18 protein-coding genes are annotated in these 23396 nt (G+C 70.5%); 14 read left to right on the forward strand and 4 right to left on the reverse strand.

What is annotated here, in order from left to right:
* The first annotated feature begins 304 nt into the window (after positions 1–304).
* On the forward strand, positions 305–3127 hold the full coding sequence (locus tag KBO27_RS14630) for a bifunctional diguanylate cyclase/phosphodiesterase (protein ID WP_307870416.1): 2823 nt from the start codon (positions 305–307) through the stop codon (positions 3125–3127).
* On the opposite strand, the gene KBO27_RS14635 is transcribed toward KBO27_RS14630, so the two are convergent.
* Entirely contained in the window at positions 3114–4652 is a 1539-nt protein-coding gene (locus tag KBO27_RS14635) for a bis-aminopropyl spermidine synthase family protein (RefSeq protein ID WP_210970539.1), read from the reverse strand. The two genes, KBO27_RS14630 and KBO27_RS14635, sit on opposite strands and share 14 nt — an antisense overlap.
* Positions 4653–4842: 190 nt before the next feature.
* Here KBO27_RS14635 and KBO27_RS14640 point away from each other — a divergent pair, with 190 nt between their 5' ends.
* Genes KBO27_RS14640 through KBO27_RS14655 form a run of 4 tightly spaced genes read left to right on the forward strand, consistent with a single transcriptional unit; the run spans position 4843 to position 8115 of the window.
* Positions 4843–5925, forward strand: a complete 1083-nt coding sequence (locus KBO27_RS14640) for an ABC transporter ATP-binding protein (protein WP_210970540.1) — start codon at positions 4843–4845, stop codon at positions 5923–5925.
* Positions 5922–6563, forward strand: coding sequence for an ABC transporter permease (locus KBO27_RS14645; RefSeq protein ID WP_132672436.1), 642 nt, complete (start codon positions 5922–5924; stop codon positions 6561–6563). The genes KBO27_RS14640 and KBO27_RS14645 overlap by 4 nt, the downstream gene beginning before the upstream one ends.
* On the forward strand, positions 6560–7243 hold the full coding sequence (locus KBO27_RS14650; protein ID WP_210970695.1) for an ABC transporter permease: 684 nt from the start codon (positions 6560–6562) through the stop codon (positions 7241–7243). The genes KBO27_RS14645 and KBO27_RS14650 overlap by 4 nt, the downstream gene beginning before the upstream one ends.
* A complete protein-coding gene (locus KBO27_RS14655) occupies positions 7240–8115 on the forward strand; it encodes an ABC transporter substrate-binding protein (protein WP_210970541.1) in 876 nt (291 codons plus the stop codon). The genes KBO27_RS14650 and KBO27_RS14655 overlap by 4 nt, the downstream gene beginning before the upstream one ends.
* A 33-nt stretch (positions 8116–8148) precedes the next feature.
* On the opposite strand, the gene KBO27_RS14660 is transcribed toward KBO27_RS14655, so the two are convergent.
* A complete protein-coding gene (locus KBO27_RS14660; RefSeq protein WP_210970542.1) occupies positions 8149–8931 on the reverse strand; it encodes an IclR family transcriptional regulator in 783 nt (260 codons plus the stop codon).
* 77 nt (positions 8932–9008) lie between these two features.
* On the opposite strand from KBO27_RS14660, the gene hutH reads away from it, so the two are divergent.
* The 9 genes from hutH to KBO27_RS14705 all read left to right on the forward strand — a co-directional run bounded on the left by hutH (position 9009) and on the right by KBO27_RS14705 (position 18855).
* Positions 9009–10544 (forward strand): histidine ammonia-lyase, encoded by a 1536-nt coding sequence (hutH, locus tag KBO27_RS14665; protein WP_210970543.1) that lies wholly within the window; start codon positions 9009–9011, stop codon positions 10542–10544.
* Positions 10541–12187, forward strand: coding sequence for a urocanate hydratase (gene hutU, locus KBO27_RS14670; RefSeq protein ID WP_210970544.1), 1647 nt, complete (start codon positions 10541–10543; stop codon positions 12185–12187). Before hutH ends, hutU begins: the two co-directional genes overlap by 4 nt.
* Complete coding sequence (locus KBO27_RS14675; RefSeq protein WP_210970545.1) at positions 12184–13368, forward strand: allantoate amidohydrolase; 1185 nt, start codon at positions 12184–12186, stop codon at positions 13366–13368. The genes hutU and KBO27_RS14675 overlap by 4 nt, the downstream gene beginning before the upstream one ends.
* Positions 13331–14662, forward strand: a complete 1332-nt coding sequence (locus tag KBO27_RS14680; RefSeq protein ID WP_246537264.1) for a formimidoylglutamate deiminase — start codon at positions 13331–13333, stop codon at positions 14660–14662. The genes KBO27_RS14675 and KBO27_RS14680 overlap by 38 nt, the downstream gene beginning before the upstream one ends.
* A gap of 14 nt (positions 14663–14676) precedes the next feature.
* Positions 14677–15837, forward strand: a complete 1161-nt coding sequence (gene hutI, locus KBO27_RS14685; protein WP_210970546.1) for an imidazolonepropionase — start codon at positions 14677–14679, stop codon at positions 15835–15837.
* Positions 15838–15956: 119 nt separating this feature from the next.
* Positions 15957–16742: a class I SAM-dependent methyltransferase gene (locus KBO27_RS14690; RefSeq protein ID WP_210970547.1), complete on the forward strand. Its 786-nt coding sequence runs from the start codon at positions 15957–15959 to the stop codon at positions 16740–16742.
* 36 nt (positions 16743–16778) lie between these two features.
* Positions 16779–17132 carry an ArsR/SmtB family transcription factor gene (locus KBO27_RS14695; RefSeq protein ID WP_210970548.1) on the forward strand — a complete coding sequence of 118 codons (354 nt, stop codon included), beginning with the start codon at positions 16779–16781 and terminating at the stop codon, positions 17130–17132.
* On the forward strand, positions 17125–17811 hold the full coding sequence (locus tag KBO27_RS14700; RefSeq protein ID WP_210970549.1) for a cation efflux transmembrane domain-containing protein: 687 nt from the start codon (positions 17125–17127) through the stop codon (positions 17809–17811). Before KBO27_RS14695 ends, KBO27_RS14700 begins: the two co-directional genes overlap by 8 nt.
* A gap of 78 nt (positions 17812–17889) precedes the next feature.
* On the forward strand, positions 17890–18855 hold the full coding sequence (locus KBO27_RS14705; protein ID WP_210970550.1) for a zinc-binding dehydrogenase: 966 nt from the start codon (positions 17890–17892) through the stop codon (positions 18853–18855).
* 45 nt (positions 18856–18900) lie between these two features.
* On the opposite strand, the gene KBO27_RS14710 is transcribed toward KBO27_RS14705, so the two are convergent.
* Both KBO27_RS14710 and KBO27_RS14715 read right to left on the reverse strand, forming a co-directional pair.
* Positions 18901–19077 (reverse strand): DUF6104 family protein, encoded by a 177-nt coding sequence (locus tag KBO27_RS14710; protein ID WP_093413728.1) that lies wholly within the window; start codon positions 19075–19077, stop codon positions 18901–18903.
* A 200-nt stretch (positions 19078–19277) separates the two neighbouring features.
* Entirely contained in the window at positions 19278–22907 is a 3630-nt protein-coding gene (locus tag KBO27_RS14715; protein WP_246537386.1) for a multifunctional oxoglutarate decarboxylase/oxoglutarate dehydrogenase thiamine pyrophosphate-binding subunit/dihydrolipoyllysine-residue succinyltransferase subunit, read from the reverse strand.
* Between the last annotated feature and the right edge of the window lie 489 nt (positions 22908–23396).

Raw genomic sequence — 23396 nt, forward strand, 5'->3', positions numbered from 1 at the left:
GTGGGTCGGCGGTAGGTTCTACACCGGCGTCGAGTGGGGCCGGGAGAGCCCTCCGGGCTCTCCCGGCCCCACTCGTAGGTGACAGCGGGAAATCGACTTCACGAAGATTTCGAGAGTTCGCGTCATCATGTCGGGCGGAGGCTGTCACCTCTTCAGGGAACCGGCCTCAGGGCCCGGCACCATGGCGATACCGACCGTGCGCAGAACGGTAGGGTCAGCAATACGACCCGTTGTGGCGTGCATCACTAGGTGGTTCGTCATCGGGGCCGTAATGGGCGGCCGTTGCGGCTGCAACGCGGGAGGGGTGCAGTTGACCGAGCGGAGCGAGCGGACCCGGATGCCATCGGCACCCGGGAGTCTCGGCCTGGCCGGCACCCCAGCGCGCGTGCAGGTCCCGAGAGTGGCGCTTCCGGACGCCCCCGCACTGCTGAGCGACCAGGACGGCCAGGTCGTCGCCGCCACCGAGCAGGCCGCCAAGCTGGCCGGCCACGCCGACCCGAGCGCCCTCGTGGGCCACCAGCTCGTCGACCTCATCGACCGCGAAGGCCGCGAGACCTGGCTGCGCGGTCCGCAGCGACGCGCCCCCGTGCGGATCCAGACCTGGCAGCACCCCGACGACGCGACGCTGCAGGTCACCCTCCTCGTCGACGTCTCCGACCTCGCCGAGGACAAACCCGGCACCGAGGTCGGGCCGCGCGACTCCGAAGAGCGCTACTGGCTCATCGACGCGCAGAGCCTCGCCAAGGTAGCCAGCTGGGTCTACTACCCCGACACCGGCGAGATCTACCGCAGCCCGCTGCTCGCCGACTTCCTCGGCGCCGGCGGAGCCGAGCACGCCGACGACGTCACGGCGATGATCTCCACCACCCACCCCGACGACCGCGAGCGCGCCGCGCAGTTCTACGCCGACGTGCTCACCGCCGCCGAAGGCGAACTGCTCGAAGCCGAACTGCGCAACCTGCACGGCACCCGCGTCTTCCTGTGCACCGGGCGCGCCGAGTACGACCGCGCGGGCCAGATCGTGCGCGTGCAGGGCACCGTTCAGGACGTCACCGAGCACCGAGCCCTCGAACGGCAGCTGCGCGACGAGCGCCGACGGCTGCAGGACGCGCAACGCATCGCCCGGCTCGGCACCTGGGAAGTCGATCCGCGCACCAACGTCATGCGGCTGTCGAGCATGCTCTACGAGATCCTCGGCCAGCCCGTCACCACCACCGGCACCTTCGACCGCTACCTCGACCACGTCCACCCCGACGACCGCAAGTGGGTCCGCCAGGCGTGGCGGCCGCTGGTCGAACGCGGCGCACCCGTCGAGATCGAGCACCGCTACCTGCGCAACGGCGAGACGACCCGCATCCTGCGGATCCACGGCACCAAGATCGTCGACGCCGACGGCAGGGACCTCTTCGTCGGCACCGTGCAGGACGTCACCGAGCAGCGCGCCGTCGTCACCCGCATGGAGCGCTCCAGCCAGCGCTTCTCCGACCTGGTCAACATCACCCCGGTCGGCATCGGGCTGTTCGACCACTCCGAGCGCATCGTCAACGCCAACGAAGCCCTCTGCGACCTGCTCGGATACCGGCTCGACCAGATGCGCGGGCTCAGCATCCGCGACATCACCCACCCCGAGGAAGTCGACCCGAGCCTGCCCGCGCCCGACGAGCACGCCGGGATCCGCCGCCGCGCGCCGCAGCGCGTCATGGTGCGCGCCGACGGCGAACCCGTCTACTGCGAGCTGCACACCTCCACCTCGGTGCAGGACGACGGAACCGAGTTCTGGCTCGTGGTGTTCCAGGACATCACCGAACGCCGCCGCGCCGCCGAAGCCCTGCGCTACCAGGCCACCCACGACGACCTGACCGGGCTGCCCAACCGCACCGCCGTCAAGGAGCTGCTCGGCAGGCTGCTGGGCCGGGCCGACTCACCCGGCATCGCCGTGCTGTTCTGCGACATCGACAACTTCAAGCGGGTCAACGACTCCCTCGGCCACGACGCGGGCGACGAACTGCTGGTCGCCCTGGCGCGGCGCCTCGAAGGCGGCCTTCCCGTGGAGTGCACGGCGGCACGGCTCTCCGGCGACGAGTTCGTCATCATCTGCTCCGACGTCGAGGCCAGCGGCGGAGTCGACCAGCTCGCCACCCGCGTCTCGGCGCTGCTGCGCACCGCCGTACCCGTGCACGGCCAGCTGGTCCGGGTCTCCTCGTCGATCGGCGCGGCCGTGCCCAACGGCTCCAGCTCCGGCGGCGAAGACCTGCTGCGCTTCGCCGACGCCGCCATGTTCGAGGCCAAGCGGCGCGGCACCGGCAAGGTCTCGCTGGCCAGCCCGGCCCTGATGGCCGCCGCCGACCGCCAGCTGCACCTCGAGGGCCAGCTCCGCGAAGCCCTCAGCAACGACGGGCTCGCCCTGCACTACCAGCCCGTCGTCGACGCGGAAGGCACCGTCGTCAGCGCCGAGGCGCTGATCCGCTGGCCGCACCCGGAACGCGGGATGCTCTCGCCCGACGCGTTCCTCCCGGTGGCCGAGCAAGGGGACCTCCTGCGCGAACTCGACCGCTGGGTCCTGCGCACCGCGCTGCGCGAGGCGACGTCCTGGCCGGTCCGCAACGGCCGTCCCGTCAGCATCGCCGTGAACCTCGCGGGCCTGGTCCCCGGCGGACCCGACTTCGTCGACTCCGTCGCCGACATCGTCGCCGAAACCGGCATCTCGTGGGACCGGGTGATCCTGGAGCTGGTGGAGACCTCGCTGGTCGACCTGCCCTCCCGCACCCGGCACGAGATGGGCGAACTCGTCTCCCGTGGCGTGCGGTTCGCCGTCGACGACTTCGGCACCGGCTACTCGTCGCTGGCCCGCCTCAAGGACCTGCCCGCGCAGATCATCAAGGTCGACCGGCGGTTCGTCGCCGGAGTCGGCGGCGACGCCTCGGACTTCGCGGTCGCCCGCGCCGTCGTCGACATGGCCTACGCGATGGACCGGCAGTGCGTCGCCGAAGGCGTCGAGAACGCCACCCAGTTCCGGCTGCTCCGCGGCGTCGGCGTCGAGTCCTACCAGGGCTGGTTGTTCTCCGGTGCCGTGCCCGCGCCGAAGTTCCGCGAAATGCTCGCGAACGGGCCCCTCACCGTGCCGTGATCGCCCGCAGCACGTCGGCGATCCGGTGCCGCGGCAGGTCGATCAGCCGCAGCTCCAGGTCGTCGGGGTGCGGCGCGAGTTCGGCGATCGCCTCCCGCGCCTGGCGCTTGGTGAGGTCCTCGCTCTGCGCGATGAGCGCTTCCCGCCAGACGTTGCCCAGCTTGCCGTGAGCGCGCTGCAGCACGAAATCGGCTGCCGACTCGGTTCCCGCGCGTTCGGCGACCACGATCGCGTGCTTGCCGTCCGGGGTGCTGCGGTGCAGCTTCAACCGGTACTTGGCGCTGATGAGATCGCGCAGCTCGGACTGGGCGCGTTCGCTGGTGATGTCGGGGTGGTTGTTGGCCACCACGAAGGCCACCTTCTGCGCGCTGCACGCCAGCAGCATCCGCAGCAACCACGGCCCCGGATCGGCGCGCAGGTCGAAGGCCGCCGGGGCGCTCTCGCGCACCGGACGGGCCCAGCCCGCCCGCCGCAACTCGGCGACCGGTGCCCCGAGCCGCTCGGCAGCCGCCTCCGGCAACGCTGCCGGAACCTCACCCGAAGCCTCCACCGACTGCGGGCCGTGCGTGTAGATCGCCTGATCCTGGCGGAGCGCCAGCTTGCGGGTGTGCGAGGTCGGCTGGCACACGTACAGGTCGCTCGCGCTGCCGATGGCCTGCGCGCCGTAGTAGCGGTTGAACTGGGGGAGGATCGCTTCGAACGTGAAACCCAGCCGCAGCAGCTCCTGCTGGACCTTCCACCCCAGAGCCGGGGTCCGCGGGCTGTAGCCGTAGGCCAGGAACATCCGGCTGTGACCGGGCGCCAGGCACTCGGCGGCCCGCGTGGAGAACAGGCCGATTCCCTCCGGGGTGTAGGGCGGGTCGGTGAACACCGCGTCAGCCCAGCCCTCCACCGCCGGCGGCAACCCGAAGCGCAGGTCGGCGTGGGTGGTGCCGATGCTGAACCCGCGCTCGGCCGCGACGGTGTCGATGTGGCGGAGGATGCGCTCGTCCAGGTCCACCACGCGCACCTGCGCCGACGGCACCACCAGCGACAGCGCCAACGACGTCAGGTCGTGGTCGCCCAGGCACAGGACCTTCTTGCCGTCGAGGTCGTAGTTGTCGCGCAGCCACATCGCGCGGCGCAGCGCGGTCTCCGGGGTCGCGGTGACGTGGTCCAGCGCCGACTCCGGACGAGGCCCGGAGGTGATGAAACCGCGCATCGCCTCCCACGCCTCGGCGTCGAGCCCGGTCTCGGTGTCCACTGCGGACTTGGCGTCGAGGGGCCACTCCTGCCGGTAGAGCGGGAGGGGGGAGTCCTTGATGCGGTGGACGCCGCCGCTCTCGTCGAGGTCGTCGCCGAGGGCGGTGAGCACCTGCTCGACCGTCCGGCGCGACACCCCGGTCCGCCTGATCAGCTCGTCCAACGAGCGCGGGCCTGAGGCGAGTTCGGCCAGCACGCGGCGCACGTGGTGGCCGAGGAGGCCGTACTCGGCGTGGAGCGCTCGAACGGCTTCGATCGGAGTGGGTGGCTGGGCGTTGTCCATGGGAGTGCACAGCTTAATCGGTGCGAGAAACCCTCGACGGTCGCGTTCGTGTCACCCCCGATGGTTCAACGCCCTGCGATTTCCCGCATGCTGGGAGCAGATCACGCATCGATCTCAGCCGATCGCGGGAGGGGAACCGTCCGGCTAGGGTCGGCCGGGTTTGGGGGACCCGCGCGAGAGGGGGGCTCGCTTGATCGAGTTCCAGTCCGTCCGTAAGCAGTACCCGAACGGCACCGTCGCCGTGGAGGAGCTCAGCCTGTCCGTCGAGACGGGAACCATCACCGTGCTGGTCGGGCCTTCCGGCTGCGGCAAGACCACCCTCATGCGGATGGTCAACCGCATGATCGACCCCTCCTCGGGCACCGTCTCCGTCGACGGCACCGACGTGCGCGACCGCGACCCGGCGCAGCTGCGCCGCAACATCGGCTACGTCATCCAGCAGGCAGGGCTGTTCCCGCACCGAACCGTGCTGGACAACATCGCCACCGTCCCGATGCTGGCCGGGCAGACCCGCCGCGCCGCGCGCGAGCACTCCCGCGAGCTCCTCGACCTCGTCGGCCTGCCCGCCGACCTCGGCAAGCGCTACCCGGCGCAGCTCTCCGGCGGTCAGCAGCAACGAGTCGGAGTGGCCCGAGCGCTGGCCGCCGACCCGCCCGTGCTGTTGATGGACGAACCCTTCAGCGCCGTCGACCCGGTCGTCCGCGAAGGCCTCCAGGACGAGCTGCTGCGCCTGCAGGACGAGCTGGACAAGACCGTCCTGTTCGTCACCCACGACATCGACGAGGCCATCAAGCTCGGCGAGAAGGTCGCCGTCCTGCGCCAAGGCGGACACCTCGCCCAGTACGCGCAGCCCGACGACCTGCTGGCCTCACCGGCCGACGACTTCGTGACGTCCTTCGTCGGCCGCGACCGCGGCTACCGCCGGCTGTCCTTCGTGGACTCCGCGCGCCTGCGGCCGAAGCCAGTCCCGACGGTCCGGTTGGGAGAAAAGGTCCCAGCCACCGACCAGTGGCGGCTGGCGGTGGATGAAGGTGACCGTCCGCGCGGCTGGCTGCCCCCGGGCACCGGCTCCGACGGCGACCTCGCCGAGCACACCCTCGTGGCCGGCGGCTCGCTGCACGTCGAGCAGGGGAACCTTCGTGGCGCCCTGGACGCCGCGCTGTCCGCACCGTCCGGGCTGGGCGTCGTCGTCAACGCCGACGGCGGCGCGGTCGGCGTCGTCACGGCCGACGACGTGCTGTCGCTGCTGGACGACCACCGGGCGGCGACGTGATCGACTTCTTCGACTCCCCGAGCAACCGCGAGCTGGTGGCCACCCAGCTCGCCGAACACCTCTACCTGTCGTTGCTCCCGCTGCTGCTCGGCGTCCTGCTCGCCCTCCCGCTGGGACGCCTCGCCCAACGCGTCCGCTGGCTGCGCGGCGCCCTGCAGAACACCGCGAACGTCTTCTACACCATTCCTTCCCTGGCGCTGTTCGTGATCCTCCCCGGCCTGATGGGAACCCCGCTCCTGTCGCCGCTCAACGTCATCATCGCCCTGACCCTCTACACGGCGGCACTGCTGGTGCGACCGGTCCGCGACGCGCTGGACTCCGTGCCCGGCCACGTCGTCGCCGCCGCCACCGCCATCGGGTACCGGCCGGGCCGGCGGCTGTTCGCGGTCGAACTCCCCTTGGCGGTGCCGGTGCTGGCCGCCGCCGTGCGGGTGGCATCGGTGAGCAACATCAGCCTGGTCAGCGTCGGTGCGCTCGTCGGAATCGGCGGGCTGGGCAGGCTGTTCACCGACGGCTTCCAACGCGACTACCCGCAGCAGATCATCATCGGCATCGTGCTGACGCTGCTGCTCGCCCTGGTGGTGGACCTGATGCTGGTGCTGCTGTGGCGGCTCTCGACCCCGTGGGCGCGGCGATGATCGGCGAACTGATCGCGTGGCTCGGCGACCCCGCGCACTGGAGCGGACCCGGCGGAATCCCCGCGCAGACGCTGCTGCACCTCTACTACTGCGTGCTGTCGGTCCTCGTCGCCGCGCTCATCGCCGTCCCGCTCGGCGTCTACATCGGACACACCGGCCGGGGCTCTGTGCTGCTGGTGGGATTCAGCAACGCGATGCGGGCGCTGCCCACCCTCGGCGTGGTCACGCTGCTGGTGCTGGGCTTCGGCCTCGGAGTCGCACCCGCGCTCGCCGGCCTGGTGATCCTCGCGATCCCGGCGATCCTCTCCGGCGCCTACGCCGGCGTGCGCAACGCGCCCGCCGACGCCGTCGACGCGGCAAAGGGAATGGGCATGCGCCCGATCCAGGTGCTGTGGCAGGTCGAGCTGCCCACCGCGCTCCCGCTGGTGCTCGGCGGCATTCGCAGCGCGATGCTGCAGGTCGTGGCCACCGCCGCCGTCGCGGCCTACGTCGGTCTGGGCGGGCTCGGACGCATCCTGCTCGACGGCCTGAAGATCAGCGACTACGCGCAGATGGCCTCGGCCGCGATCGTCATCGCGGCCCTGGCGGTCCTGCTCGACGTGGCGTTGGCCGGTGTGACCCGGTTGGTGGTGCCGCGCGGTCTGGTCCTGGCCGCCCGACGAGGAGGTAATGATCGATGAAACGACTGCTGGCGCTCGCCGCTGCGGCACTGGTGCTGACCGGCTGCGGCTCGCAAGACCCGCTCGAAGCCAACAAGGCCCAGAGCGGCCAGGTGGTGATCGGCTCGGCGGACTTCGCCGAGAGCGAGCTGCTGATGCACGTCTACGCCGAGGCGCTCAAGACCACCGGAGCCGACGTGCAGACGAGACCTCGCATCGGCGCCCGCGAGTTCTACGTCAACGCCGTCCGCAACGGTGAACTCACGCTCGTGCCCGAGTACACCGGCAACCTGCTGGAATTCCTCGACCCGGCCTCCAGCGCCACCGAATCGCAGCAGGTCTACGACCAGCTGCGCGGCAAGGTCGGCACCGACATGGAACTCCTCGACCAGTCCCCGGCCGAGGACTCCGACGTCCTCACCGTCACCAAGGCCACCGCCGACACCGGTCTGCGCTCCATGGCCGACCTCGGACCGCGCTGCCGCGACATCGTCCTCGGCGCCCCCGCCGAGTGGAAGTCGCGGTGGGAAGCCAAGATCGCGCAGGACTACGGCTGCACCTTCAAGGAGATCCGCAGCGTCGAAGCCGGCACGATCACCGTCAACGCCCTGACCTCGGGCGAGATCCAGGCCGCGAACCTGTTCACCACCTCGTCGCAGATCACCACCAACGACCTGGTCAAGCTCGACGACCCGAAGAACATGTTCCCGGCGCAGAACGTCGTCCCCCTCGCGGGCAAGGGCAAGCTGACCCCGCCCCAGGCCGAGGCCGTCAACAAGGTCTCGGCAGCCCTGACCACCGAGAAGCTCACCGAGCTCAACAAGCGGCTCGAAGTGGACAAGGCCAACCCCGCCGACGTCGCCAAGGAATTCATCGCCACCGCCGGTCTCTGACCGCCCTTGACCGGCCGCCCCCGCGGCGGCCGGTCAAGCGCTACGACCGCTGATCCGGCCGGTGAGCTCAGCGGCCGCCTCACCGACATCGGCCGCCAACCCGGGCCAGATCTCGCCGCAGCCCGCGCCCCCGCAGGAATGGCGAAAGGTGACCCCGATGGCGGCGATCGGCCGGGCCGTGTGGTCGAACACCGGGCACGCGACCGAGGCGAACCCGGCCGTGACGACACCGTCCTCCACCGCCCAGCCCCGCCGGCGCTCCTCGGCCAGCAACCGGCGCAGCTCCGGCAGGTTGCGAGGGCCCCGATCCGTGCGCAGCACGAAGCGCTCGGTGGAGGGGAACATCGCGCGCACCTGCGCCGCCGGGAGGTGCGCCAACATCGCCCGCCCCGACGCCGGCAGCTGAGCGGGCAACCTGACACCGACGTCGGTGACCAGAGTCTGCGGCTGCGAAGGCCGCTCTTTGAGCAAGTAGAGGAGCTCGGCGCCGTGCAGCACCCCCAGCTGCGCGGCGCGCCCCACCCGGTCCACCAACCGCCGCAGGATCGGACCCGCCAACCGCTCGAGCGGATCGTGCCGCAGGTAGGCCGAACCCAGCTCGAACGCCGCGACCCCCAGCCCGTAGCGGCGCTCCTCCGGCAGGTGCACCACGAAACCGCCCGCCACCAGCTCCGCCAGCAAGTGGTACGTCGTCGACCTCGGCAAACCCAGCTCGCGCGCCAGCACGCCCGCCGACACCGGGCCGGCCCGCCCGGCCAGCGCCCGCAAGATCGCCAACCCGCGCCGCAGCGCGGGCACGTCGCTGCTGTCGCCCACGCCTGGAGTCTGGCATCCCAGACAGAGACCCACCATCAGGGCTTCTGCCAGGAGCTTCCGCGAGCTGGGATGGGGACATGCACAACGAGTTGTTCCTCGGTCCGCAGCCGCTGTCGCGCGCGGAGGTCGTCTCGGTCGCGCGCGAGGGGAGCACCGTGCGGCTCAGCGAGCCCGCCGAACGAGGCATCGCCGCCACCCGCAAGCACATCGAAGAACTGGCCGCCGAAGAACGACCCGTCTACGGGGTCTCCACCGGCTTCGGTGCCCTCGCCGTGCGCCACATCCCCAGTGAGCGAAGGGCGGCCTTGCAGCAGTCCTTCGTCCGCTCCCACGCCGCGGGCGCCGGCGACACCGTCGAACCCGAAGTCGTGCGCGCCCAGATGCTGCTGCGCCTGCACACCATCGCCACCGGCCACACCGGGGTCCGGCCCGAAACCGCCCACGCCCTGGCCTCGATGCTCAACGCCGGGATCGTTCCCCTCGTGCACGAGCACGGCTCCCTCGGCTGCTCCGGCGACCTCGCCCCGCTCGCCGCCGTCGCCCTGGCGCTCACCGGCGAAGGCGAGGTCCTCGACGCCTCCGGCCGGCAGCGCCCGGCCGCCGACGTGCTCGCCGAAGCCGGCATCGAGCCGGTCGTGCTCGCCGAGAAGGAAGGTCTCGCCCTCACCAACGGCACCGACGGCATGCTCGGCATGCTGGTGCTCGCCCTGCGCGACATCACCGCCCTGATCGACGTCGCCGACCTCACCGCCGCGATGAGCGTCGAAGCCCTGCTCGGCACCGACCGTCCCTTCGCCGCCGACCTGCAAGCCCTCCGCCCGCACCCCGGCCAAGCCCTCTCGGCGGAGAGGATGGCCGCCTTCCTGTCACGCTCGCCGATCGTGGCCAGCCACCGCGGCCCCGACTGCCCGCGCGTCCAGGACGCCTATTCGCTGCGCTGCTCACCGCAGGTCCACGGCGCCGCCCGCGACACCGTCGGCCACGCCGAGACCGTCGCCGATCGCGAACTCGCGTCCGCCATCGACAACCCCGTCGTGCTGCCCGACGGCCGCATCGAATCCAACGGCAACTTCCACGGCGCCCCGCTGGGATACGTGCTGGACTTCCTGGCCATCGCGCTGGCCGACGTGGCCAGCATCTGCGACCGGCGCACCGACCGGATGCTCGACGTCGCCCGCTCCCACGGGCTCCCGGCGTTCCTCGCCGACGACCCCGGCGTCGACTCCGGGCACATGATCGCCCACTACACGCAGGCCGGGATCGTCTCCGAGCTCAAGCGCCTCGCCGTGCCCGCCTCCGTGGACTCCATCCCCACCAGCGCCATGCAGGAAGACCACGTGTCCATGGGCTGGGCCGCCGCCCGCAAGCTCCGCCGCGCCGTCGACGGCCTCACCACGGTGCTGGCCGTCGAACTGCTCACCGCCGCACGCGCCCTCGACCTGCGCGCACCCCTGGACCCCGGCCCCGCCACCGGTGCGGTCCGCGACCTTCTGCGCCGCGACGTGCCGGGACCGGGCCCCGACCGGCACGTGGCACCCGAGATCGCCGCCGCAGAACGACTCATCCGCAACGGCGAAGTCCTCGCCGCCGCCGAATCAGGGAGGGATCGATGACCGACGTGCGCGCCCCACGCGGCACGACGCTGACCGCCCGCAGCTGGAGCACCGAGGCACCGCTGCGGATGCTGCAGAACAACCTCGACCCCGACGTCGCCGAACGCCCGCAGGACCTCGTCGTCTACGGCGGAACCGGCAAGGCCGCCCGCAACTGGGCCTGCTACCAGGCAATCGTGCGCGAACTGACCACGCTCGGCCAGGACGAGACGCTGCTCGTGCAGTCCGGAAAGCCCGTCGGCGTGCTGCGAACCCACGAGTGGGCGCCGCGCGTGCTCATCGCCAACTCCAACCTCGTGGGCGACTGGGCGAACTGGTCGGAGTTCCGGCGCCTCGACGACCTGGGCCTGATGATGTACGGCCAGATGACCGCCGGGTCCTGGATCTACATCGGCACGCAAGGGATCCTCCAAGGCACCTACGAGACGTTCGGGGCCATCGCCACCAAGCGCTTCGGCGGAACCCTCGCCGGAACGCTCACCATCACCGCCGGACTCGGCGGCATGGGCGGAGCGCAGCCGCTCGCGGTCACCATGAACGAAGGCGTCGCGCTGGTCGTGGAGTGCGACCCGGAACGCGCCCACCGCCGCACCCGCCAGGGCTACCTCGACGAGGTCGCCGAATCCCTCGACGAAGCCATCGACAAGGCCGTCGCCGCCAAGCGGGACCGCCGCGCCTACTCGGTGGCCGTCATCGGCAACGCGGCGCAGCTGCTCCCCGAGATGCTGCGGCGCGGTGTGCCTGCGGACATCGTCACCGACCAGACCTCGGCGCACGACCCGCTGTCGTACCTCCCGGTGGACGTGGACCTGTCGGACTGGGCCGACTACGCGGCCCGCAAACCCGACGAGTTCACCACCCGCGCGCGGGAATCGATGGCCCAGCACGTCGAAGCGATGGTGGGATTCCTCGACGCGGGCGCCGAGGTCTTCGACTACGGCAACTCGCTGCGCGGCGAAGCCCAGCTCGCCGGGTACGACCGGGCCTTCGCCTACCCGGGGTTCGTCCCCGCCTACATCCGCCCCCTGTTCTGCGAAGGAAAAGGTCCCTTCCGCTGGGCGGCGCTGTCCGGCGACCCCGCCGACATCGCCAAGACCGACAAGGCCGTGCTGGAGCTCTTCGGCGACGACGAGCACCTCGCCCGCTGGCTCCGGTTGGCTGACAGGAAGGTTCCCTTCCACGGCCTTCCCGCCCGCATCTGCTGGCTCGGCTACGGCGAGCGCGCCGCCGCCGGCCTGCGGTTCAACGAGATGGTCGCTTCCGGTGAGCTCGCCGCACCCGTGGTCCTCGGTCGCGACCACCTCGACTGCGGATCGGTCGCCTCCCCCTACCGCGAAACCGAGGCGATGGCCGACTCCTCCGACGCGGTCGCCGACTGGCCGCTGCTCAACGCCCTGGTCAACACCGCCTCCGGCGCGACGTGGGTATCGCTGCACCACGGCGGCGGCGTCGGCATGGGACGTTCCCTGCACGCCGGCCAGGTCACGGTCGCCGACGGCACCGAACTCGCCGCCCAGAAGCTGCAGCGGGTGCTCACCAACGACCCGGGCATGGGAGTGATCCGGCACGTCGACGCCGGGTACGAACGCGCCGACGAGGTCGCCGCCGAGCGCGGCGTGCGGACCCCGCTGGTGAGCCGATGAGCGGGCTGAACGCCCTCGCCGGGATCGGCGCGGACCAGCGGCGCGGCGGCTACTCGCGGCACGTCTTCGACGACGCCGAGCGGCACCTGCGCGAGTGGTTCGTCGAGCAGGCCGAGAACCGCGGGCTCGCGGTGGAAACCGATGCCAACACCAACATCTGGGCCTGGTGGGGAAAGCCGGGGCCGGGCGCGGTCGTCACCGGCAGCCACCTCGACTCGGTGCCCGGCGGCGGGGCCTTCGACGGCCCCCTCGGCGTGGTCAGCGCGCTCGAAGCGGTGGACCTCCTGCGGGAACGCGGCTTTCAGCCGCGCACACCGCTGGCCGTGGTCGTCTTCGCCGAGGAGGAAGGCGGCCGCTTCGGCGTGCCCTGCCTCGGGTCCAGGCTGATGACGGGAACCATCCACCCGGATCACGCCCGCACCCTGCGCGACCCCGACGGACGCACCCTCGCCGAAGCGATGCGCTCCTTCGGCGCGGACCCCGCACTCATCAGCCGGGACGAGACCGCTCTCGCGCGCATCGGGACCTTCGTGGAACTGCACGTCGAACAGGGCAAGGGCCTGATCGACCTGGATCGTCCCGTCGCGGTCGCCGATTCGATCCTCGGGCACGGCAGGTGGCGGTTCCGCTTCAGCGGTCAGGGGAACCACGCGGGCGCCACGCTCATCGATGACCGGAAAGATCCCATGCTCCCCGCAGCGCAACTCGTCCTCGCCGCCCGCCGCACGGCGGCCGCGACACCCGACGGTCGCGCGACGGTCGGCAGGCTCGTGCCCACCCCGGGTGGCACGAACGTCATCGCCTCGACCGTGGACGTCCACCTCGACGCGCGCGCTCCCAGCGGGGCGCGATCGATGGTCGACGACATCGCAGGGCAGGCAAGGGAATTCGCAGCGCAGGAAGGGTGCCAGGTGGAGGTCGTCGAAGAATCCTTCGGCGACACCGTCCACTTCGACCCGGCGCTGCGCGACCGGCTGCGCGGCGTCCTCGACGACGTCCCGGTCCTGCCCACCGGCGCCGGCCACGACGCGGGCGTGCTCGCAGCGGAGAAGCCGACCGCGATGCTGTTCGTGCGCAACCCGACCGGCATCAGCCACGCCCCCGAAGAGCACGCGACCGCCGAGGACTGCGAGGAAGGTTCCCATGCTCTCGCCCGCGTCCTCGCAGACCTGGCGGGGTGAGGGGATGTTCTGGTGCGAATGGGCGTGGCTGCCCGAAGGTCCCTTCCGGGACGTGCTGTTCGAGGTCGGGTCCGGGCGGATCACCGCGGTGCGGCAAGCCGAGGCGCCCGGTGGTGCGCGGAGGCTTCCCGGTCTGGTGCTGCCGGGCCTGGCCAACGCCCACTCCCACGCCTTTCACCGGGCGCTGCGCGGTGACACGGCGCGCGGCACGTTCTGGACCTGGCGGGAGCAGATGTACCGGGTCGCGGCCAAGCTCGACCCGGACAGCTACTACCTGCTCGCGCGCGGCGTCTACGCGGAGATGGTGCAGGCGGGCATCACCGGTGTCGGCGAGTTCCACTACCTGCACCACGGGCCCGGTGGTTCCCGCTACCGCGACCCGAACGCGATGAGCCACGCGCTGGCGCAAGCCGCCCACGACGCCGGGATCAGGCTGACGCTGCTGGACACCTGCTATCTCGCAGGTGGTTTCGACCGGGAACTCGACGAGGTCCAGCAACGGTTCTCCGACGGCGACGCGGCCGGGTGGGGCGAGCGCGCGGAGTCCTTCACCGCGCAGGACGTGCTGCTGGGGGCCGCGGTGCACTCGGTGCGCGCGGTGCCGGCCGAGGCCATCGGGGAGGTCGCGGGGTGGGCGCGTGACAGGAAGGTTCCCCTGCACCTCCACGTGTCCGAGCAGCGCGCGGAGAACGAGGCGTGCCTGGCGGCACACGGCCGGACACCGGTGCAGCTGCTGGCCGAGCGCGGTGCTCTCGGTGAGGACGTCACCGCCGTGCACGCCACGCACCTCGCGGCCGGGGATGTGGCGCTGCTGGGCGGTAGCGGAACCGGGGTGTGCCTGTGCCCGACGACCGAGGCGGATCTCGCTGACGGGATCGGTCCTGCCGGGGCTCTGGCGGTGGCGGGAAGTCCTCTGTCACTGGGCAGCGACGGGCACTCGGTCATCGACGTCCTCGCCGAGGCGCAGGCCGTGGAGTCCTACCAGCGGTTGGCGACGGAGACCCGCGGACATCACGGGCCGGGCGAGCTGCTCGCGATGGCCACCGCGCACTCCGCCATCGGGCGAGGCGATGCGGGACGGCTCGAAGTGGGAGCCCGCGCGGACTTCGTCGCGCTCGACCTCGACACACCGCGCTTGGCCGGTGTCGCACTCCCGGTGGTCCCGGCCGTGGCCCGCGCCGGGGACGTGCGCGAGGTGATCACCGAGGGCAGGACCGTGGTCGCCGACGGAGCCCACACGACCATTGACACCGCGCGTGAACTGCGCGAATCCATCACGGCACTTCGAGCGTGAGGAAATAGGCAGCGATGTCATCCACTGTTATCACTGGAATCGGTGAACTCACGACCAACGACGACGCGCTCGGCACCATCGCCGACGCGGCGGTGGTCATCGACGGCGACCGGGTCGCCTGGGTCGGTCCCGCCGGATCCGCGCCGGACGCGGACGAGCACGTCGACGTCGAGGGACGGGCGGTCCTGCCCGGCTGGGTGGACAGCCACACCCACCTCGTCTTCGCCGGCGACCGCACCGCCGAGTTCGCCGCCCGCATGTCCGGTCAGCCCTACCAAGCGGGCGGGATCGCGGTCACCGTCAACGCCACCAGGCAGGCCACCGACGCCGAACTCGCGGACAACCTGCGCCGTCACGTCGAGGAGGCCGCCGCCCAGGGCACGACCTGCGTGGAGACCAAGACCGGCTACGGGCTGACCGTCGAGGACGAGCTGCGCGCGGCGAAGATCGCAGCCACCGTCGCCGACGAGGTCACCTTCCTCGGGGCCCACCTCGTCCCGCCCGGGACCGACGCGACCGACTACGTGGACCTGGTGTGCGGGGAGATGCTCGACGCCGTCGCCGAGCACGTCGGATGGTGCGACGTGTTCTGCGAGGAAGGTGCCTTCGACGCCGACCAGTCCCGTCGAGTGCTGGAGGCCGCCCGTCGGCGCGGCCTGGGATTGCGGGTGCACGGCAACCAGCTCGGACCCGGGCCGGGAGTGGCCTTGGCGGTCGAGTTGGGCGCGGCCAGCGTCGACCACTGCACCCACCTGGAGCCCTCCGACGTGGACGCGCTCGCGGCTTCTGACACCGTCGCGACCTTGCTGCCGGCCTGCGACCTGTCCACCCGCCAACCCCTCCCGGACGCTCGCGCGCTGCTCGACGCCGGGGCCACGGTGGCGCTGGCCAGCAACTGCAACCCGGGCTCCTCCTACACCTCGTCGATGGCCTACTGCGTGACGACCGCGGTCCCGCAGATGCGGATGAGCGTGGCCGAAGCCATCCGCGCGGCCACCTGGGGTGGGGCGCGTGCGCTGCGCCGCGACACCGGCGACGGTGCCGTCGGTGTGCTGCGCCCGGGCGCCCGAGCGGATCTCCAGGTGCTCGACGCGCCGAGCACGACGTGGCTGGCATATCGGCCAGGCGTTCCCCTGACTCGCGCTGTGTGGCGCGAAGGCGACCGCGTTCGATGAGGCCACCTCGGCGCGGTGCTCGCCTTGACACCTTCCGGTCGTGAGCATGGGAACCTTCCTGTCAACACGGCCGCCGGTTCGTAGACTGCGCTCATGACCTGCGGTTGGAGAACTCCTCGGTGAACGACCGCGAGCGGATGCGGTCGGTGTTCGCCGAGGACGCCGACCTCTACGACCGGTGCCGCCCGGGCTACCCGGCGCCGCTGTTCGACGTGCTCACCGCAGCTGTCGGTGAAGGGGCTCGGGTGCTGGAGATCGGCTGCGGCACCGGGCAGGCGACCGTGCCGCTGGTTGCCCGCGGGTTCGCGGTCACCGCTCTCGAACCCGGGGAGGAGCGGGCTGAGATCGCCCGGCGTCACCTCGCCGACTACGTGTCCGCGCGGGTGGTGGTCGCCGCGTTCGAGGACTGGTCGCTCCCGCCGGTGGGATTCGAACTGGTCGTGGCGGCGGGCTCGTTCCACTGGCTCGACCCCGCGGTGCGCATGGTCAAGGCCGCCGATGCGCTGCGTTCCCGAGGGGCGCTCGCGGTGGTCTCGACGCACCACGTCGTCGGCGGAAGCGACGAGTTCTTCGCGCAGGCCCAGCAGTGCTACGAGCGATTCGATCCCAACACCGAGCCCGGCCGGCGCCTTCCGGTCGCCGACGAGGTCCCGAAGGACCCGGAGGAGTTCCACCGCTCGGCTCGTTTCAGCCCGCCGGAGTTCCACCGCTACGAGTGGGAAGCCAGCTACACGACCGACCAGTACCTCGGCCTGCTGATGACCTGCTCGCGGCATCGAGCGATGCCGGCCTCAGCGCGTGACCAGCTCTTGAACTGCATCGGGCAGCGCATCGACGCTGATCACGACGGCGTGATCACCAAGCGCTACCTGACGCAGCTCGCCCTGGCGAAGCGCCTCGGCTGATCGAGTTTCATCGTCGAACGGTGCTAACATCGCTGAATGGCGATCAATCAGGAGCTGGACGCGGCTGCGGCGCTGTTCCACGGACTGTCCGACGGCACGCGGCTGGCCATCGTGCGACGTCTCGCCGAAGGTGAGGCGCGGGTCGCCGACCTCGTGGGGCACCTCGGTTTGGCCCAGTCGACCGTGTCGGCGCACGTGGCCTGTCTGCGGGACTGCGGCCTGGTCGACGGCCGCCCGCAAGGGCGGCAGGTGTTCTACTCGCTCGCCCGCCCGGAACTTGTCGAGCTGCTGACCGCCGCTGAAACCCTGCTGGCCGCGACCGGGAACGCCGTGGCCCTCTGCCCGAACTACGGCACGGAGACGCTCCACGACGAGGCACCGCATGTGTGACGACGAGCAGCGGCAGCGCCCAGCGCGCGTCGACGAAGCCGAGTGCGGCGACCGGTGCTGCGCGCGAACGGAGACCGTCATCGCGGACGCGCGACGCCGTGCGCTGCAACGGCGGGTGCGGTGGCTGGTGGGCGCCACGATCTCCTACAACGTGATCGAAGCGGTCGTGGCCATCAGCGCAGGCGCCGCCGCGTCCTCCACCGCGCTGATCGGGTTCGGGCTGGATTCGGTCATCGAGGTCGCCTCCGCGGCTGCGGTCGCGTGGCAGTTCGCCGGTTCGGACCCGGAGGCGCGCGAGCGAACCGCGCTGAAGGTGATCGCCGTGTCGTTCTTCGCGCTGTCGCTCTACGTGACGGTCGAATCCGTGCGCAGCCTGCTCGGCGCGGAGGCCGCCGAGCACTCCACCGCCGGCATCGTGGTCGCTTCCCTCTCACTGCTGATCATGCCGCTGCTGTCCTACGCGCAACGGCGAGCGGGGCGTGAACTCGGATCGGCGAGCGCCGTCGCCGACTCGAAGCAGACCCTGCTGTGCACCTACCTGTCCGGAGTGCTGCTCCTCGGGCTCGTCCTCAACAGCCTCCTCGGCTGGTGGTGGGCCGATCCGCTGGTGGGTGTGGTGATCGCGGCCGTCGCGGTCAACGAAGGCCGGCAGGCCTGGCGCGGTGAGCACTGCTGCTGATCCTCCCGCTGCTCTTGACCTCCAGTTAACTCGAAGTCAGAAGGTGGGCAGGAGTCGATCGAGAACGGAGTGATCAGGATGCGCGCGGTGCAGGTGACCGAATTCGGGGGACCGGAAGTCCTGTCGGTGATCGAGAAGGCCGATCCCGTGCCACGGCCGGGACAGGTCCTGGTGCGGATGGCGGCCGTGGACGTGCTGTTCCTCGACACGCGTCTCCGCCAAGGCTGGGGGCAGGACTACTTCGAGATGAACCCGCCCTACATCCCCGGAGACGGCATCGCCGGGGAAGTGGTCGCGCTGGGCGCGGACGTCGACCCGGCGTGGCTGGGCGAGAAGGTCGTCGCCAGCACCGGGAACAGCGGGACCTACGCCGAACTGGTCCCCGTCGAGGAAGCCGAACTCGTGCTGATCCCCGACGGACTGGACGAGCAGGCGGCAGTGGTGCTCCTGCACGACGCCAGCATCGCCGTGCGACTGGTCGACCACGCGGCCGTGCGCCCGGGAGAGCGGGTGCTCGTCACCGCCGCGGCGGGCGGAGCCGCTTCCATCATCGTCCAGCTGGCCAGAAGTGCGGGGGCGCAGGTCATCGGCGCTGCGCGAGGCGAGGCGAAACTCGGCCTGGTGCGCGAACTCGGCGCCGAGCCGGTCGACTACAGCGCACCGGGTTGGGTCGAGAAGGTCCGCGAACTGACCGGCGGCGTCGACGTCATCTTCGACGGCGCCGGCGGCGCGTACGGGCGAGCCGCGTTCCAGTCCGCCGACAACGGCGCGCGCGTCATCACCTACGGCGCCTCCGACGAGGACTTCGCCGAGATCGACGCCGAGGAAGCGCGGCGGCGCGACGTGACCGTCACCGGTCTCCTCGAGATCCAGCAGCTCTCGCGCCACCAGCGGAAGGACGTGCTCATCAAGGCACTGGCAGAAGCCGCCGCCGGACACATCACCCCGGCCATCGGACGAACCTTCCCCCTTCAACGCGCGGCTGACGCGCACACCGCCATCGAGCAGCGTGAGATCGTCGGGCGCGCGGTGCTGCGGGCGTGAACGTGGGCCCGGCCGCGCGTCCGGGGGTGCGCGGCTGGGGCCACCTCACTCGTCGTCGGCGTCGTCGCGCGCGAGGAAGGTCGCCAAACGCTCAGTGGCGTCCTCGAAATCCGGGTTGAGGTCCACGAAGGCCCGCATCCGGTCAGCGACCCACGCCAAGGTGACCTCGTCGTCACCGCGACGCTCTTCGAGTTCTTCAATGCCGCGGTCGGTGAAATACACCGCTTCCTCCTAGTGCTCCGTCGATCTTCGACGCGGTGTGGTTGGGAACAGCAGGGTACGAAACGGCCCTCCACCACAAGCGATGCGCCCCGGTCGAAGTGAGCGGAAGGTTCCCGTGCACACTCCGCCGGCCGCACCCGAGCACGAAAAAGCGGGCCGCCGGTTCCCGGAGGAACCGACGGCCCGCTTCAGCGAGAAGATCAGGCGAACGCGGTCTGCACGACCTCGGCCTGCTCGACCTCGTGGACCTTGGCCAGACCGGTGGCCGGGGCGGCCATCGGACGACGCGAGACCCGCTTGAGCTTGCCGGCAAGCTCCGGGAACTGCTCGTTCAGCGCCAAGCCCAGGAACGGCCACGCACCCTGGTTGGCCGGCTCCTCCTGCGTCCAGCGGACCGACTCCAGGTTCGGGTACCGCTCGAACAGGGCACCCAGCTTGCGGTGCGGCAGCGGGTAGAGCTGCTCGAGCCGCGCCACCGCGGTGTCGGTGATGCCGTTCTTGTCGCGGTGGGCCGCCAGCTCGTAGTAGAGCTTGCCGGTGCACAGCACCAGCTTGGTGACCTGCGACGGGTCCGGCTGAGTCGGGTCGTCGATCACCGAGGTGAACTTGCCCTCGGTGAAGTCCTCGACCGGGCTCGTGGCGGCCTTCAGGCGCAGCATCGACTTCGGCGTGAACACCACCAGCGGACGGTGGATGCCGTCCAAGGCGTGTCGACGCAGCAGGTGGAAGTAGTTCGCCGGGGTCGACGGCATCGCGACCGTCATCGAACCCTCGGCGCACAGCTGCAGCCACCGCTCGATGCGACCCGAGCTGTGGTCCGGGCCCTGGCCCTCCTGGCCGTGCGGCAGCAGCATCACCACGTCGGAGCGCTGGCCCCACTTGGCCTCACCGGACGAGATGAACTCGTCGATGATCGACTGGGCGCCGTTGAAGAAGTCACCGAACTGCGCTTCCCACAGCACCAGCGACTCGGGGTTGCCCACCGAGTAGCCGTACTCGAAGCCCAGTGCCGCGAACTCCGACAGCGCCGAGTCGTAGACCAGGAACTTGCCCTGCTCACCCGAGAGGTTCTGCAGCGGCGTGTACTCCGAGTCGTTCTTGCGGTCGATGAGCACCGAGTGGCGCTGACCGAACGTGCCGCGACGGCTGTCCTGACCGGTCAGGCGGACCTGACGGCCCTCCATCACCAGCGAACCGAACGCGAGCAGCTCGCCGAAGGCCCAGTCGATGCCACCCTCGCGGCCCATCTTGGCGCGACGCTCCAGGACCGGCTTCACGCGCGGGTGCGGGGAGAAGCCGTCCGGCAGGTTGATCTGCGCCTCGGAGATGTGCTCCAGCGTCTCCTGCGAGATCGCGGTGGACAGGCCGCGCGGCACCTGCTGCTCGGCCTCGACCGACGGGCTCGGTGCCGGCGGGTGCTTCTCCAGCTCGCGGACCTCGTTGAACACGTGCTCCAGCTGAGCCGCGTAGTCCTTGAGCGCCTTCTCCGCCTCTTCGACGGTGATGTCACCGCGGCCGATCAGCGACTCGGTGTAGACCTTGCGGACGCTGCGCATCTTGTCGATCGCGTCGTACATCTTCGGCTGCGTCATCGACGGGTCGTCGCCCTCGTTGTGACCACGACGGCGGTAGCAGACCATGTCGATCACGACGTCCTTGCCGAACGCCTGGCGGTACTCCACGGCCAGCCGCGCGACCCACACGCACGCCTCGGGGTCATCACCGTTGACGTGGAACACCGGCGCGCCGATCATCTTCGCGACGTCGGTGCAGTACTTGCTGGAACGCGAGTGCTCCGGGGCCGTGGTGTAACCGACCTGGTTGTTGACGATCACGTGGACCGTGCCACCGGTGCGGTAGCCGCGCAGCAGCGACAGGTTCAGCGTCTCGGCGACCACGCCCTGACCGGCGAACGCGGCGTCACCGTGCAGCAGCACCGGCAGCACCGTGAAGCCCTCCTGGCCCTTGTCCAGGATGTCCTGCTTGGCGCGGACGATGCCCTCCAGCACCGGGTCCACGGCCTCCAGGTGGGACGGGTTCGAGGTCAGCGACACCTTGGTCTCGCCGTCACCGAACATCCGGAAGTACTTGCCCTCGGCACCCAGGTGGTACTTCACGTCACCGGAACCGTGGGCCTGCCCCGGGTCGAGGTTGCCCTCGAACTCGCGGAAGATCTGCGAGATCGGCTTGCCGACGATGTTGGCCAGCACGTTCAGGCGGCCGCGGTGCGGCATGCCGATGACGACCTCGTCGAGCTCGTTGGCAGCGGAGTTGTCCAGCACCGCGTCCAGCAGCGGAACCACGGTCTCGGCGCCTTCCAGCGAGAACCGCTTCTGCCCGACGTACTTGGTCTGCAGGAACGTCTCGAACGCCTCGGCCGCGTTGAGCTTCGACAGGATGTACTTCTGCTCGGTCGAGTCCGGCTTGGTGTGCGGCTTCTCGACCCGCTGCTGCAGCCATTCGCGCTCGTCCGGCTCCAGGATGTGCATGTACTCCACGCCGACCGTGCGGCAGTAGGAGTCGCGCAGCACGCCCAGCACGTCGCGCAGCTTCATCTTCTCGCGACCGGCGAAACCGCCCACGGCGAACTCGCGGTCCAGGTCCCACAGCGTGAGGCTGTGCGACAGGACGTCGAGGTCCTCGTGCCGGCGCTGCCGGTAGTTCAGCGGGTCGATGTCGGCCATCAGGTGACCGCGGGTGCGGTAGGCGTCGATCAGCTCGAGCACCCGGGCGGTCTTGTCGACCGCGCCCTCGGGGATGTCCTGGGTCCAGCGCACCGGCTCGTACGGGATGCGCAGGGACGCGAAGATGTCGTCGAAGAACCCGTCCTCGCCCAGCAGCAGCTGGTGCACGCGGCGCAGGAAGTCACCGGACTCGGCGCCCTGGATGACGCGGTGGTCGTAGGTGGACGTCAGCGTCACGATCTTGCTGATGCCCATGTCGACCAGCGTCTTCTCGCTGGCGCCCTGGAACTCGGCGGGGTAGTCCATCGCGCCGACACCGATGATCGCGCTCTGGCCCTTGGTCAGCCGCGGCACCGAGTGGTTGGTGCCCGACGGGCCCGGGTTGGTCAGCGAGATCGTGGTGCCGGAGAAGTCGTCCGCGGTCAGCGCGTTGCTGCGCGCCTTGCGGATGATGTCCTCGTAGGCCTGCCAGAACTGCTGGAACGTCATGTCCTCGCAGCCCTTGATGGAGGCGACCACGAGGTTGCGCGAACCGTCCTTGCCCGGCATGTCGATCGCCAGGCCCAGGTTGATGTGCTCCGGCGTGACCGCTGCGGGCTTGCCCTTGGCGTCCTCGCCGTAGTGGCGGTTCATGTTCGGGAAGTCCTTGACCGCCCTGACCAGCGCGTAGCCGATCAGGTGCGTGAAGGAGATCTTCCCGCCCTTGTTCCGCTTGAGGTGGTTGTTGATGACGATGCGGTTGTCGAACAGCAGCTTGGCGGGCACCGCGCGCACGCTCGTCGCGGTGGGAACCGTCAGCGACTGGTCCATGTTCTTGGCGATCGCGGCCGCAGCGCCGCGCAGGGTCTTCACATCGCCCTCTGCCTGGGGCTGCTTGACCGGGGCGGCCTTGGCGGCCTGCTGCGGAGAAGGCTTCGGAGCGGCGGCGGGCTTGGCCGCGGGCGCGGCGGCCGCCGGCGCGGGCGCTTGACCGTTGGTCTCACCGGCGCGCGTCGCCGTGGCCGTCGGTGTCGGCGGCGCCGCAGTGCCGGCCGCAGCAGCGGTGGCGGTGTTCTCGTTTGTAGCCTGACCCGACTTGTAGTCGGCGAAGAATTCGTGCCACGCCGAGTCTACGGAAGTGGGATCTTGGAGGAACTTCTCGTACATCTCCTCGATCAACCACTCATTGGGGCCGAACTGTGACGCGGGGCTGCTGGACACGGCTGGCGTTCGCCTCGATCCATATGCTCGTGATTTACAGACACACTCGGGTACCAGGCTAGCCGCCCGATTCGCGAGGTTGACACACAGGACGGCCGTTCGGCCGATCGACTCTCATCACAGAATCGATCAGGATCCTCAGGCCAGCGGGGATGTCTCCCCGTCCGGGCCATCCGACCGAACATCAACCGCCCCCGGTGTGCTTCGTTCGCTGATCAGCGCCGCTTGGCACTAGTCCATACGGGTTGTCGTACCCGTTCATTATGGCGTTTCACCGACACGCTGTGTTCTCAACTGGTAGCCGGATCCGCTCGCATCGCGGGATCGGCCCCGCGCGGTCAGCCTCGGCGCCCGTTTTGCCTGGTCGGCGACGCCTGCGAGCGCCCGTTCGGCTTCGTTGCGTGCACGTGTCGACACGGGGCGTGGTGATCGTGA

It is taken from the genome of Saccharopolyspora endophytica, assembly GCF_018070075.1.
Taxonomy (GTDB): domain Bacteria; phylum Actinomycetota; class Actinomycetes; order Mycobacteriales; family Pseudonocardiaceae; genus Saccharopolyspora; species Saccharopolyspora endophytica.